Annotated in this window: 14 protein-coding genes; 3 read left to right on the forward strand and 11 right to left on the reverse strand. The window is 66.2% G+C overall.

The genetic code is table 11. The features are described 5' to 3' along the window. Nucleotides 1-36: 36 nt before the first annotated feature. From ACIPK7_RS00805 to aqpZ, 3 genes are all read left to right on the forward strand, one after another. Nucleotides 37-1,431 carry a class II fumarate hydratase gene (locus ACIPK7_RS00805; protein ID WP_401084469.1) on the forward strand — a complete coding sequence of 465 codons (1,395 nt, stop codon included), beginning with the start codon at nt 37-39 and terminating at the stop codon, nt 1,429-1,431. Continuing rightward, the gene (locus ACIPK7_RS00810; protein ID WP_192430327.1) at nt 1,424-2,047 is read left to right on the forward strand and encodes an NAD(P)H-dependent oxidoreductase; all 624 of its coding nucleotides are present in this window, start codon (nt 1,424-1,426) and stop codon (nt 2,045-2,047) included. The genes ACIPK7_RS00805 and ACIPK7_RS00810 overlap by 8 nt, the downstream gene beginning before the upstream one ends. Before the next feature lie 162 nt (nt 2,048-2,209). Continuing rightward, nucleotides 2,210-2,890 carry an aquaporin Z gene (aqpZ, locus tag ACIPK7_RS00815; RefSeq protein WP_401084471.1) on the forward strand — a complete coding sequence of 227 codons (681 nt, stop codon included), beginning with the start codon at nt 2,210-2,212 and terminating at the stop codon, nt 2,888-2,890. A gap of 114 nt (nt 2,891-3,004) precedes the next feature. Here aqpZ and ACIPK7_RS00820 read toward each other — a convergent pair whose 3' ends face one another. From ACIPK7_RS00820 to ACIPK7_RS00870, 11 genes are all read right to left on the reverse strand, one after another. After that, entirely contained in the window at nt 3,005-3,964 is a 960-nt protein-coding gene (locus ACIPK7_RS00820) for a DMT family transporter (RefSeq protein WP_401084474.1), read from the reverse strand. Between the two features lie 93 nt (nt 3,965-4,057). Next, a complete protein-coding gene (locus ACIPK7_RS00825) occupies nt 4,058-4,477 on the reverse strand; it encodes an MAPEG family protein (protein ID WP_401084477.1) in 420 nt (139 codons plus the stop codon). A 176-nt stretch (nt 4,478-4,653) separates the two neighbouring features. Beyond that, on the reverse strand, nt 4,654-4,869 hold the full coding sequence (locus ACIPK7_RS00830) for a molybdopterin-binding protein (RefSeq protein ID WP_017517652.1): 216 nt from the start codon (nt 4,867-4,869) through the stop codon (nt 4,654-4,656). Between the two features lie 39 nt (nt 4,870-4,908). Further along, nucleotides 4,909-5,736 (reverse strand): aliphatic sulfonates ABC transporter ATP-binding protein, encoded by an 828-nt coding sequence (gene ssuB / locus ACIPK7_RS00835; RefSeq protein WP_192430331.1) that lies wholly within the window; start codon nt 5,734-5,736, stop codon nt 4,909-4,911. Next, nucleotides 5,733-6,521: an aliphatic sulfonate ABC transporter permease SsuC gene (gene ssuC / locus ACIPK7_RS00840; RefSeq protein WP_192430332.1), complete on the reverse strand. Its 789-nt coding sequence runs from the start codon at nt 6,519-6,521 to the stop codon at nt 5,733-5,735. Before ssuC ends, ssuB begins: the two co-directional genes overlap by 4 nt. Before the next feature lie 34 nt (nt 6,522-6,555). Then, complete coding sequence (gene ssuD, locus ACIPK7_RS00845) at nt 6,556-7,704, reverse strand: FMNH2-dependent alkanesulfonate monooxygenase (protein WP_192430333.1); 1,149 nt, start codon at nt 7,702-7,704, stop codon at nt 6,556-6,558. A gap of 161 nt (nt 7,705-7,865) precedes the next feature. After that, complete coding sequence (locus ACIPK7_RS00850; protein ID WP_192430334.1) at nt 7,866-8,831, reverse strand: sulfonate ABC transporter substrate-binding protein; 966 nt, start codon at nt 8,829-8,831, stop codon at nt 7,866-7,868. A 149-nt stretch (nt 8,832-8,980) separates the two neighbouring features. Then, nucleotides 8,981-9,574 carry an NADPH-dependent FMN reductase gene (gene ssuE, locus ACIPK7_RS00855; RefSeq protein ID WP_401084482.1) on the reverse strand — a complete coding sequence of 198 codons (594 nt, stop codon included), beginning with the start codon at nt 9,572-9,574 and terminating at the stop codon, nt 8,981-8,983. Nucleotides 9,575-9,769: 195 nt separating this feature from the next. Beyond that, on the reverse strand, nt 9,770-10,522 hold the full coding sequence (locus ACIPK7_RS00860) for an ABC transporter ATP-binding protein (protein WP_401084485.1): 753 nt from the start codon (nt 10,520-10,522) through the stop codon (nt 9,770-9,772). Continuing rightward, nucleotides 10,522-11,343 carry an ABC transporter permease gene (locus tag ACIPK7_RS00865; protein ID WP_401084488.1) on the reverse strand — a complete coding sequence of 274 codons (822 nt, stop codon included), beginning with the start codon at nt 11,341-11,343 and terminating at the stop codon, nt 10,522-10,524. Before ACIPK7_RS00865 ends, ACIPK7_RS00860 begins: the two co-directional genes overlap by 1 nt. A 3-nt stretch (nt 11,344-11,346) precedes the next feature. Continuing rightward, entirely contained in the window at nt 11,347-12,360 is a 1,014-nt protein-coding gene (locus ACIPK7_RS00870) for an aliphatic sulfonate ABC transporter substrate-binding protein (protein ID WP_401084490.1), read from the reverse strand. Nucleotides 12,361-12,385: the final 25 nt, after the last annotated feature.

Raw genomic sequence — 12,385 nt, forward strand, 5'->3', positions numbered from 1 at the left:
CCTAAACTGGCCGAGACCCTTTTCCGGAGAAGCACCATGAGCCGCACCGAAACCGACAGCCTCGGCCCCATCGAAGTCCCCGACGACGCCTACTGGGGCGCGCAGACCCAGCGCTCGCTGCAAAACTTCGCCATCGGCGGGCAGCGCATGCCGCTGGCCGTGGTGCACGCCCTGGCGCTGATCAAGAAGGCCGCCGCGCGGGTCAACGCGCAACTGGGCGAACTGCCGGAGAACATCACCAGCCTGATCGAGGAAGCCGCCGACGAAGTGCTGGCGGGCGAGCACGACGACCAGTTCCCCCTCGTCGTTTGGCAGACCGGCAGCGGCACCCAGAGCAACATGAACGTCAACGAGGTCATCGCCGGGCGCGCCAACGAGATCGCCGGCAACGGCCGCGGCGGCAAGAAGCCGGTGCACCCCAACGACCACGTGAACCGCGCACAGAGTTCCAACGACAGCTTCCCCACCGCCATGCACATCGCCGCCGCACAAGCGGTACAGCACGACCTGCTGCCGGCCATCGCCGAACTCAGCGGCGGCCTCGCCCAGCAGGCCGCGCGCCACGCCAATCTGGTGAAGACCGGGCGCACGCACCTGATGGACGCCACTCCGGTCACCTTCGGCCAGGAGCTTTCCGCGTTCGTCGCCCAGCTGGACTACGCCGAGCGCGCCCTGCGCGCGGCGCTACCGGCGGTCTACGAGTTGGCCCAGGGCGGCACTGCCGTCGGTACCGGGCTGAACGCGCCGAAGGAATTCGCCGACGCCATCGCCGCCGAACTGGCCGACCTCTCCGGCCTGCCCTTCGTCTCCGCGCCGAACAAGTTCGCCGCCCTCGCAGGCCATGAGCCTCTGGTGACCCTGGCCGGCGCCATGAAGACCCTCGCGGTGGCGCTGATGAAGATCGCCAACGACCTGCGCCTGCTCGGTTCAGGCCCCCGCGCGGGGTTTGCCGAGGTGAAGCTGCCGGCCAACGAGCCGGGCTCCTCGATCATGCCTGGCAAGGTCAACCCGACCCAGTGCGAGGCGCTGTCGATGCTCGCCTGCCAGGTCTTCGGCAACGACGCGGCAATCACCTTCGCCGCCAGCCAGGGCCACCTGCAGCTCAACGTCTACAAGCCGGTCATCATCCACAACCTGCTGGAATCCGCGCGCCTGCTGGCCGACGGCTGCCGCAACTTCAATACCCACTGCGTCGTCGGCATGGAGCCGGACGCGGCGAAGATGCGCGAGCACCTCGATCGCGGCCTGATGCTGGTGACCGCGCTGAACCCGCACATCGGCTACGACAAGGCCGCCGAGATCGCCAAGAAGGCCTACGCAGAGGGCAAGACCCTGCGCGAAGCCGCGCTGGAGCTGGGCTACCTGACCGACGCCGAATTCGACCAGTGGGTGCGCCCGGAGACGATGCTGGAGGCCGGGCAGAATGGTTGAGCCGACCCGCTCCGGCGCCACACCGATCGAGGGCGACGGCAAGCGCGTGCTGCTGGTGCTGGGTTCGCCCAAGCCCGGCGGCTTCTGCCATGCAGTGGCCGAGGCCTACGCCCACGGCGCCCGCGCAAAGGGCCATGTGGTGCACACGCTCAAGCTCGGCGAGATGAACTTCGACCCGGTGCTGCGCGGCGGCTACGAACAGAGCCAGAACCTGGAGCCGGACGTGCTCGAAGCCCAGCGGCAGATCCACTGGGCGCAGCACCTCGTGTTCGTCTACCCGATCTGGTGGGGCGGCCTGCCGGCGCTGCTGCAGGGCTTCTTCGACCGCGTACTGCAGCCGGGTTTCGCCTTCCGCTATCGCTCGCTGGAGTCCCGCGAGTTCGAGCCACTGCTGGGCGGCCGCAGCGCCGACCTGCTGGTCAGCCATGACCAGACCCACTGGCACTACCGCCTGCGCCAGGGCGCCCCAGCCCACCGGCAGATGACCCGCTGCATCCTCGCGCCCTGCGGCATCGCCCTGCACCAACTGGAGGAATTCAGCCCGGTGCGCGGCTCCGGCGAGGAGCAGCGGCAGGGCTGGCTGCGCCGGGCGGAGCAGTTGGGCACACAGGTGTGAAGGGACGGCGGGTTGCGCTTGATGCGTAATCCGCCCTGCCGTCGACACTCCATTCAGAAGGCATTCCCCACGCCTTGGGAAACGCCCTACATCGCACCCAACCACCACTTCCCTAGCATGCCCACGCCCCAATCCGGGGTTCCTCTTGCCTCTGGAGGCAGCATGCTTCGCAAACTCTCCGCCGAAATGATCGGCACTTTCTGGCTGGTGTTCGGTGGTTGCGGCAGCGCCATCTTCGCGGCCCACGCCATCGGCGTGCTGGGTGTCGCCCTGGCCTTTGGTCTGACGGTCGTAACCATGGCCTATGCCATCGGCCCGATCTCCGGGTGCCACCTGAACCCCGCTGTCAGCCTCGGCCTGTGGGCCGGCGGCCGCTTCCGCACCGCTGAGCTGGTGCCGTACATCATCGCCCAGTGCATCGGCGGCGTTCTCGCCGGCGGCGCCCTGTACCTGATCGCCACCGGCAAGGCCGGCTTCGACCCGCTGGCCGGCTTCGCCGCCAACGGTTACGCCGAAGGCTCGCCGAGCGGCTACAGCCTGCAGTCCGCGCTGATGATCGAAGTGCTGATGACCGCGTTCTTCCTCTTCGTGATCATGGGCGCCACCGACAAGATGGCGCCGGCAGGCTTCGCCCCGCTGGCCATCGGCCTGACCCTGGCGCTGATCCACCTGATCAGCATCCCGCTGACCAACACTTCGGTTAACCCGGCGCGCAGCCTGGGCGTGGCGATCTTCGCCGACCCGCTGTTCATGAAGCAGCTGTGGCTGTTCTGGGTTGCCCCGCTGGCTGGCGGCGTGATCGGTGCACTGGCCTACCGTCTGGTTCGTCCGTCCAACGACTGAACCTTGCTGTGACAAGAAAACGGGCGCCTTCGGGCGCCCGTTTTCGTTGGTGTTCAGCCTTGCCGGAGCTGTAGGGCGCATAACGCCACCGGCGTTATCCGCCATCGAGCAGGTTCAGAGGTCGGCGACGCGAGCCCTGCGCGCCCGATAGCTGCGCAGCAACGAAGGCGCCAGCGCGGTGAGCGCCGAGCCGCTGACCACCAGCAGCGCGCCCAGATACGCCAGGCCATTGAGCTCTTCGGCCGGCACGAACTCCGGCCACAGCGAAGCGGCCAGCGCCACCGAGGCAAAGGTCACCAGCGGCGTGATCGCCAGGGTCGCGCTGACCCGCGAGGCTTCCCAGTGCGCCAGCGCCTCGGCGAAGGCGCCGTAGGCGACCAGGGTGTTCAGGCAGCAGGCCAGCAGCAGCCAGCCCTGCAGCGGCGACAGGTCCAGCGCCTCCAGCGGATGCGCCCAGGGCGTGAGCAGCGCGCCGCAGCCCAGGTAGATCACCATCATCACCTGCACCGAGGTCCACTGGGTCAGCAGCTGTTTCTGCGCCAGGCCATAGAAGGTCCAGATGAAGGCGGCGAAGACCACGATGAGCACACCGGTGGTGTACTCGCCGAGGGACCCGAACAACTCGGCCAGGCGCTGGTTGAAGAACAGCCCGAAACCAAAGACCAGCACCGCAAGGCCGAGCGCCTGGCCGATGCTGAAGCTTTCCTTGAAGACGAACAGGCTGCCCAGCAGCAGGAGGATCGGCGCGATCTGGATCACCAGTTGCGTGGTCCCCGGCGTTAGCAGGCGCAGGCCGATCAGGTAGCAGACGTAGTTGCCGGTCAGGCCGAGGATGGCGACCAGCACCAATCCCTTGCCGCGCTTGCCCAGCGGCGAGAAGCGCGGCAACTGGCGGGTGAGGCCCAGGTAGATGAACAGCAGGCCACCGGACACCACCAGGCGAAACCAGGTGACGGTGATCGGGTCCATGATCTTCAGGACTTCCTTGAGCTTGATCGGCAGAATGCCCCAGAGAACGGCGGTGACCAGGGCCAGGAACAGGCCGAATTGCCAGCGGCCGGATGAAACGTGCATGGGAGCCTCGACGCGTGTGCGGTCCGCCATGCTAAGTCATGGCGGTATCGCCCCATAGGAACAGTTGGCCTGCGCAACTGTTCCGGTCGCCGCTCAGATCAGGGTCGAGAGGCGCAACAGCCACCAGATCAGGATGATCAGCTGGACGAAGAAAGCGGCGAAGCGCATCCACACCGCCAGCGCCGAGGTGCTGAGCAGGTGCACTACCGACTGGACGATGCGTGCCACGAGCAGGGTCGGCGCCAGCGGGTCGGTGATCACCGTCTGCTGAGTGACCATGGCGTACAGCAGCACGGCGCAGAACAACGGCACGTTCTCCACGCAGTTGGCGTGGGCGCGCACCAGGCGCTGGCCGAAGGTGCCAGGGGTGTTGCTGCCGTCAGCGGCGAAGACGTTGACCTTCATGCGGCCGGACATCACCAGGAGGCCGCGCTGATTAACCACCAGCAGGACCAGCAGCACGGTCCAGGCGACCAGGCCGAGCAACGCGAAGGCAGAGGGACTCAGGGACATGCGGGACTCCTTTCTCTTGTTGGTTTGAGCGGAGTCTAGAGAAAGTAGAGCAATTGCTCTAGCCATGAATCGCCGGCGCAAAGGTGGGCAGAGCCTGTCGTCCAGCCCGACGCCATACTCGCAAAAGAAAACGGGCAGCCCGTCGCCAGACTGCCCGTTCTTTTCCAGCGCAGCATTTACAGCTTGGCGATGGAAACCTCGGTGGATTTCACGAAGGCGATCACTTCGCTGCCGATGGCCAGCTCCAGCTCCTTCACGGAACGGGTGGTGATCACCGAGGTCACGATGCCGGCGGCGGTCTGCACGTCGATTTCCGACAGCACATCGCCTTCGACGATCTCCTTGATGGTGCCTTTGAACTGGTTGCGGACGTTGATGGCTTTGATGGTCATGGCGTAGCTCCTTGGGAGAATCGGGTATTCACTGTGGGTTCAAAGCGCCCAGCGCAATTGCGTGGGCAGTGGGGAAACAGGTTCCGGCTCGGGCGGCTGTGCCGGCAGCGACAGCACGCGTTCGAGCACTTCGGCTTCCAGCGCGGCGAGCCTCGCCGAACCACGGGCGCGCGGTCGGTGCAGTTCGACATTGAGGTCCAGGCCGATCTCGCCGTCCTCGATGAGGATCACCCGGTCGGCGATGGCGACCGCCTCGGCGACGTCGTGGGTGACCAGCAGCACGGTGAAGCCATGCTGCTGCCAGAGGTTCTCGATCAGCTGCTGCATCTCGATGCGGGTCAGGGCATCCAGCGCGCCCAGCGGCTCGTCGAGCAGCAGCAGGCGCGGCTGGTGGATCAGCGCACGAGCCAGGGCCACGCGCTGCTTCTGGCCGCCGGACAAAGCCGCCGGCCACTCGTTGGCGCGGTCGGACAATCCCACCGCTGCCAGCGCTTCCAGCGCTTTCGGACGCCAGTCGCCCTTGAGGCCCAGGCCGACGTTGTCGATCACCCGCTTCCAAGGCAGCAGGCGCGAATCCTGGAACATCAGGCGGGTTTCCTCGCGGGCGCTTTCCAGCGGCGCGGAGCCAGCCAGCAAATGACCGTCGCTGGCTTCATCGAGCCCGGCCAGCAGACGCAGCAGGGTGCTCTTGCCGCAGCCGCTGCGACCGACAATGGCGACGAACTGGCCAGCGGGAATCCGCAGGTCGATGCCCTTGAGCACTTCGCGGTCGCCGAAGCGCTTGCGCACGTTTTCCAGTGCCAGCGGAATGCCTTTCTTGAGCTGCTGGGGAAGCTGCTTTTGAGACAGAGGATTTACTGCGTTCATGCCGCACCTCCCTTGACCTGATAAGCCGGGTGCCAGCGCAGCCAGACGCGTTCCAGGCCGCGGGCGGCGAGGTCGGCGAGCTTGCCGAGCACGGCGTAGAGGAGGATCGCCAGCACCACCACGTCGGTCTGCAGGAACTCCCGGGCATTCATCGCCAGATAACCGATGCCAGAGTTGGCGGAGATGGTTTCGGCGACGATCAGGGTCAGCCACATGAAGCCCAGGGCGAAGCGCACGCCGACGAGGATCGAGGGCAGCGCGCCGGGCAGGATCACCTGGCGGAACAGCGCAAAGCCGGATAGCCCGTAGCTGCGCGACATTTCCAGCAGGCCCGGATCGATGTTGCGAATGCCGTGGTAGGTGTTGAGGTAGATCGGGAACAGCGTGCCGAGGGCGACCAGGAATATCTTCGCCGACTCGTCGATGCCGAACCACAGGATCACCAACGGGATCAGCGCCAGGTGCGGCACGTTGCGGATCATCTGCACAGAACTGTCGAGGAAGCGCTCGCCCCATTTCGACAGGCCGGTAATCAGGCCCAGCACGAGGCCGATACTGCCGCCGATGACGAAGCCGACAGCGGCGCGCCAGGTGCTGATCGCCAAGTGCTGCCAAAGCTCGCCGCTGACCACCAGGTGATAGCCAGCTTCGGCCACGGCGCTGGGCGCTGGGAGGATGCGGCTGGACAGCCAGCCGAATTCCACCGCCAGCTGCCAGATGACCACCAGGCCTACCGGCAAGGCCCAGGGCGCGAGGCGCTGGGCAAGGTTGTTGGTAACGCTCATCTCATCTCTCCGGATTCTTCGGTCGCTACGGGAGTCAGCTGGCAGACGCCTGTTTCGGCAGGATGTCGTTGGCGACCATCTCGCCGAACGGGCTGACGTAGCCACGCGCCTGCGGTGCCTGCGCCTGAGCGAGGTCCAGATGCGGGAAGAGCAGTTCGGCGACCCGGTAGGACTCTTCCAGGTGCGGATAGCCGGAGAAGATGAAGGTATCGATGCCGAGGTCCGCGTACTCCTTCACGCGCGCCGCCACGGTCGGACCGTCGCCCACCAGCGCGGTGCCTGCGCCGCCACGCACCAGGCCGACGCCGGCCCAGAGGTTGGGGCTGACTTCCAGGTTGTCCTTGTTGCCGCCATGCAGGGCGGCCATGCGTTGCTGGCCGACGGAATCGAAGCGCGCCAGCGAAGCCTGGGCGCGGGCGATGGTCTCATCGTCCAGGTGGGAAATCAGTCGGTCGGCGGCCTGCCAGGCTTCCTCGTTGGTCTCGCGGACGATCACATGCAGGCGGATGCCGAAGCGCACGCTGCGGCCCTGCTTGGCAGCCTTCTCGCGCACCTGGGCGATCTTCTCGGCGACAGCGGCCGGCGGCTCGCCCCAGGTCAGGTACAGCTCGACCTGCTCAGCGGCGAGGTCCTGGGCCGCATCGGAAGAGCCACCGAAATACAGCGGCGGACGCGGCTGCTGGATCGGCGGATAGAGCAGCTTGGCGCCCTTCACCTGAAGGTGCTTGCCGTCGTAGTCGACAGTCTCGCCTTCCAGCACGCGGCGCCAGATGCGGGTGAACTCGACCGAGGCTTCGTAGCGCTCGGCGTGGCTCAGGTGCAGACCGTCACCGGCCAGTTCGTCTGGATCGCCACCAGTCACCAGGTTGAACAGCGCGCGCCCGCCGGAGAGCCGGTCAAGGGTTGCGGCCTGGCGAGCGGCCACGGTCGGGGAAATGATGCCCGGGCGCAGGGCGACCAGGAATTTCAGGCGCTGGGTTACTGGGATCAAGGAGGCGGCTACCAGCCAGGAGTCCTCGCAGGAGCGGCCGGTGGGGATCAGCACGCCGCCAAAACCGAGGCGGTCGGCGGCCTGGGCGACCTGTTGCAGATAACCGTGGTCCACGGCGCGGGCGCCTTCGGCGGTGCCCAGGTAATGGCCGTCGCCGTGGGTCGGCAGGAACCAGAAGATGTTGAGACTCATCGCAGTAACTCCAGATAAGCGCGCCGGCGTGGCGTAGCCGCGCGATGATGGGATTCGTGTACGGGGCGTTTTTTTCGTAGGAGCGAGCTTGCTCGCGAACGGACTACCCGGCAGCCCTGGAGCTGGGCGGGTTCGCGAGCAAGCTCGCTCCTACAGGTATGTCACTGGGCAGTGGCGACCTTGGCCGGAGCCGTCCAGACCACGTCCTTGATGCTCAGCTTCTTGGGAATCAGCTTCAGGTCGGTGAAGGTGTCGGCAATTTTCTGTTGCGCAGCGGTGACGTCCGGGGTGATCGGCTGGGCGCCGTAGCCCTGGCGTTTCACGGCGGTGAAGGTGATGTCTGCCGGCAGGCCGAGCAGCGGCGCGACCTGGTCGGTGACCTGCTGCGGATTCTGCTGCGACCACTCGCCGACCGAGCGCACTTCGTCGATCAGGGTGGTGATCACCTGCGGGTGGTTGTTCGCGTAGGGGCGGGTCGCGAGGTAGAACTGGTGGTTATCCACAAGGCCGGTGCCGTCCACCAGGGTGCGGGCGGAAAGTTGCTTCTCGGCGGCGGCCTGGTACGGGTCCCAGATCACCCAGGCATCCACGCTACCGCGTTCGAAGGCGGCGCGGGCGTCGGCCGGCGGCAGGTACACGGGCTGGATGTCGGTGTATTTCAGGCCAGCCTTCTCCAGGGCGCGCACCAGCAGGTAGTGCACGTTGGACCCCTTGTTCAGGGCGACCTTCTTGCCTTTGAGCTCGGCCACGGATTTGATCGGCGAATCCTTGGGCAGCAGGATCGCTTCGCTGGTCGGCGCCGGCGGTTCGTGAGCGACATAGACCAGATCGGCTCCAGCGGCCTGGGCGAACACCGGCGGAGTTTCGCCGGTGACGCCGAAGTCGATGCTGCCGACATTCAGGCCTTCGAGCAGCTGCGGGCCGCCGGGGAATTCGGTCCATTGCACCTTGACGCCCTGCTCGGCCAGGCGTTTCTCCAGCGTGCCACGGGCCTTGAGCAGCACCAGGGTGCCGTACTTCTGGTAGCCGATACGCACGGTACCGGGTTGTTCGTCTGCCTGGGCGTTGTAGGACAGGGCCGCGATCAGCAGGGCCGCCAGTCCACTACGCAAAGTGAGTGTCCGCATGGGAGTGCTCCTTTATCGAGTGTGCTTGCCGGACCTGCGGTCCCGTTGTCGGGACGGTGAGGGCCATCTATTGGTTTAAACGCAGTGGTAATCCGCGGGGGACGCTTGCCGGGTTGGGGCTGGGCGTTCGCCTGCGTTGAATGTGTCGGTCAGATGCTCCAGCGGGCGTTGATCAGCCGTTCGTTGAGCAGGTTCGGGTCAATGGGTTTCGGGCGGCGCGCGAGGGCACCGTGGAACTGTTCCAGGGATTCCAGCAGTCGGTGTTCGAGAGTCGGCTCCAGGCGCGCCGGGGTATTGCCCACGGGGTATTGCACCTGGCTCTCCTCGGCGAACACGCCGTGCAGGGTTTCCTGGGCCTTCAACGCAGCGAGGACTGGCTTGAGTGCGTAGTCCACCGCCAGCATGTGCGCATTGCTACCGCCAGTAGCCAGGGGCAGCACCACCTTGTGCGCCAGCGCCCGCTCCGGCAGCAGGTCGAGAATCACCTTCAGCGCACCGGCGATGGACGCCTTGTACACAGGGGTGGAAATCACCAGGCCGTCGGCGCGCAGCACCTGCTCGATCAGTTCGACTACCCGCGGGCTGTCGAAGCGCGCGTACAGCAGGTCTTCGGCCGGGAAATCGTGCACGCTGTAGGAGCGCACCTCTGCGCCGTGGGCATGCAGCCAGTTCCGCGCGACGTCCAGGAGGACACCGGAACGAGAACGCTGGCTCGGGCTGCCGGCAAGGGTGACTACATACATCTGCACGCTTCCTTATAACGATCAGGCCGGTACAAATGCCGGCCTGCTAACCAATATGCATAGACCTTAACAGCCCTTCTCATATTCCAATAAATGGTATTTATTCATTTAGTTATACGTTTTAGTTAGATCAAACGACATGCACCCCGCACGCGGATCGCGGGCAGGGTATGCAGATCGGGGGATTGGCAGGCGTCAGATGACGTGGGACTGGTGCAGCTCGGTCAGCGCTTCGCCGCGCAGGAAGGCCAGTTCCACCGCTCGACGGTCACGCGGGCGCGGCAGCGGAACGGGGAATTCGCGACGCAGGCGGCTGGGTGTGCCGCCCAGCAACAGAACGCGGTCGCTGAGGTAGAAGGCTTCGTCGAGGTCGTGGGTGACCAGCAGGATGCTGATGTCGTACTCCAGCGCCAGTTGCTGGATCAGGTCCTGCAGACGGATGCGGGTGAAAGCGTCCACCGCGCTGAAAGGTTCGTCCAGCAACAACACCTGCGGCCGGCCATAGAGACCACGAGCGATGGCCGCGCGTTGGGCCATACCCCCAGAGAGTTGCTTGGGCAGCAGGTCACCCTTGCCCTCCAGCCCCACGTCGCGCAGCAGGTGCTCGATGCGGTGATCGTCGGCCAGCCAGCCGTCGGCGAAGCCGATGTTCTGCGCCACCGTGAGCCAGGGCAGCAGGCGCGGCTCCTGGAATACCACGCCGACGCCACCGCCGCCGCGACCGGTGTCGCCGTCCGGGCCGAACCCCAACAGCGGGTTGCGCTCCAGCGAGCCGGTGAACTCGTCGTCCAGCCCGGCTGCGATGCGCAGCAGCGTACTTTTTCCACAACCGCTGGGGCCGAGCAGGCTGACCACCTCGCCCGGCGCCAGGCTCAGACTCACGTCGTCGAGCACTCGCACGCCGGAAAAGCTCTTGCGGATATCACGCAGTTCCAGCAAGGCGCTCATCAGTTGTCTCCATTGCCCAGGAAGGTATCGCGCCAGGCCAGCGCACGTTGTTCCAGCGCCCTGAGAAGGCTGTCGCTGAGCTTACCGAGCACCGCCAGCACCAGGATGGCGGCAATGACGATGTCCGGCCGCGAGGTTTCCCGACCGTCGCTGAGCAGGTAGCCCAGGCCGCGGGTGGCGGCGATCAGTTCGGCGGCGACGAGGAACATCCAGCTCAGGCTCAGCGCGCCGCGCAGGCCGGTGAACAAGCTCGGCAGCGCCGCCGGCAGGAGGATGCGCCGCACCAGGGCGAAGGACGAGAGGTGATAAAGCCGGCCCAGCTCCACCCACTTGCGGTCGACGTTGCGCACGCCGGCCACCAGTGAGAGGTACACGGGGAAGAAGGCGCCGAGGGCGATCAGCACGATCTTCGGGGTTTCGTCGATGCCCAGCCAGAGCAGCAGCAAGGGCACCCAGGCCAGGCTGGGAATGGCCCGCAGCGCCTGGAAGGTGGGTTCCAGATAGGCCTCGGCGCGCTGACTCAGGCCCACCCAAGTGCCGATCAGCACGGCCGCCGCGGCACCGATAAGGAAGCCGGCGGCGACTCGCGCCAGGCTGGCGGCGACATGTTTCCAGAGCTCGCCCTGGGCCAGTTGCCAGAGGGTCAGCGCAACGCTGCTGGGCGCCGGCATCTGGTGCTCGGCCAGCCAGCCGACGCGCACCGACAGCTCCAGCGTCGCGCACAGCAGCAGCGGCACCAGCCAGGCGCGCCAGCTCAGCCGCGGCCAGTGCAATTTCAGTGCGCGGCGCTGGCGGGCCAGGGGCAGGCTCTGGGTTGGCATGGATTATTGCCCTGCCTTGGCGACGGCCGGTTTGCCGATCACTTCACCGGCCAGTTGCGGTGCGATCAGTTGATCGACCACGGCAGTGACGTCGGTTCCCGGACGCACCAGTTGCTCGTCCAGCAGGATCGGTGCGGCAGCCTTCAGCGCGGCCACCTGCTCGGCGCCCGGCAGCGGCTTGCTGAAGTCAGTGCGCGAGAGTTGCAGCTTCGCCACTTCCAGCGGCAGCTTGGCTTCCTCGGCGAGCAGCTTCGCGGTTTCCTCCGGGTGCGCCACGGCCCACTGACGCGCCTCTTCATAGGCGGCGATGACCTGCTTGATCAGCGCCGGCTGCTCCTTCTCGAATTTCTCGGTGACGCTGAGCACGCCGTAGCTGTTGAAGTCGACATTGCGGTACAGCAGCCGCGAACCGGCCTGCAGCTCGCTGGCGGCCATATGCGGATCGAGGCCGGCCCAGGCGTCCACCCTGCCCTGCTCCAGCGCGGCGCGGCCGTCCGGGTGCTGCAGGTGGACAATCTCCACGTCATTCTTGTCCAGACCCGCCTGCTGCAGGCTGCGCAGCAGGAACAGATAGGGGTCGGTGCCCTTGGTGGCGGCGATTTTCTTGCCCTTGAGGTCGGCCACCGACTTGAGGGGCGAGTCCTTGGGCACCACCAGCGCGGTCCACTCCGGGCGGCTGGCGATGTACACGGTCTTCAGCGGGCTGCCATTGGCGCGGCTGAGCACGGCGGCAAGGCCGGCGGTGGAGGCGAAATCCGTACTGCCCGCGTTGAGGTATTCCAGCGAGCGGTTGCTGCCCTGGCTGAACACCCAGCGCACTTCGGTGCCTTGCGGCTTGAGGGCTTTTTCCAGATAGCCAAAGTGCTTGAGCACCAGGCTGGTGGGTGCGTAGTAGGCGTAGTCCAGCCGCACTTCCTTGGGCGCTTCGGCGGCGTTGGCGGGGCTGTTGTAGGCGCCGATCGGCAGGCTCGCGAGAAGAGCGACGGCCAGGCTGCGGCGCCAGTTGGAATGACCCATGGTCGTTCTCCTTGGCGTGGGCTGA

The sequence above is a fragment of the Pseudomonas sp. NPDC086581 genome, assembly GCF_044746165.1.
Classification (GTDB): domain Bacteria; phylum Pseudomonadota; class Gammaproteobacteria; order Pseudomonadales; family Pseudomonadaceae; genus Pseudomonas.

Coding starts and splice junctions, on each gene's coding strand:
- ACIPK7_RS00805 (WP_401084469.1), top strand. CDS start 37: ATGAGCCGCACCGAAACCGACAGCCTCGGCCCCATCGAAGTCCCCGAC.
- ACIPK7_RS00810 (WP_192430327.1), top strand. CDS start 1,424: ATGGTTGAGCCGACCCGCTCCGGCGCCACACCGATCGAGGGCGACGGC.
- aqpZ (WP_401084471.1), top strand. CDS start 2,210: ATGCTTCGCAAACTCTCCGCCGAAATGATCGGCACTTTCTGGCTGGTG.
- ACIPK7_RS00820 (WP_401084474.1), bottom strand. CDS start 3,964: ATGCACGTTTCATCCGGCCGCTGGCAATTCGGCCTGTTCCTGGCCCTG.
- ACIPK7_RS00825 (WP_401084477.1), bottom strand. CDS start 4,477: ATGTCCCTGAGTCCCTCTGCCTTCGCGTTGCTCGGCCTGGTCGCCTGG.
- ACIPK7_RS00830 (WP_017517652.1), bottom strand. CDS start 4,869: ATGACCATCAAAGCCATCAACGTCCGCAACCAGTTCAAAGGCACCATC.
- ssuB (WP_192430331.1), bottom strand. CDS start 5,736: ATGAACGCAGTAAATCCTCTGTCTCAAAAGCAGCTTCCCCAGCAGCTC.
- ssuC (WP_192430332.1), bottom strand. CDS start 6,521: ATGAGCGTTACCAACAACCTTGCCCAGCGCCTCGCGCCCTGGGCCTTG.
- ssuD (WP_192430333.1), bottom strand. CDS start 7,704: ATGAGTCTCAACATCTTCTGGTTCCTGCCGACCCACGGCGACGGCCAT.
- ACIPK7_RS00850 (WP_192430334.1), bottom strand. CDS start 8,831: ATGCGGACACTCACTTTGCGTAGTGGACTGGCGGCCCTGCTGATCGCG.
- ssuE (WP_401084482.1), bottom strand. CDS start 9,574: ATGTATGTAGTCACCCTTGCCGGCAGCCCGAGCCAGCGTTCTCGTTCC.
- ACIPK7_RS00860 (WP_401084485.1), bottom strand. CDS start 10,522: ATGAGCGCCTTGCTGGAACTGCGTGATATCCGCAAGAGCTTTTCCGGC.
- ACIPK7_RS00865 (WP_401084488.1), bottom strand. CDS start 11,343: ATGCCAACCCAGAGCCTGCCCCTGGCCCGCCAGCGCCGCGCACTGAAA.
- ACIPK7_RS00870 (WP_401084490.1), bottom strand. CDS start 12,360: ATGGGTCATTCCAACTGGCGCCGCAGCCTGGCCGTCGCTCTTCTCGCG.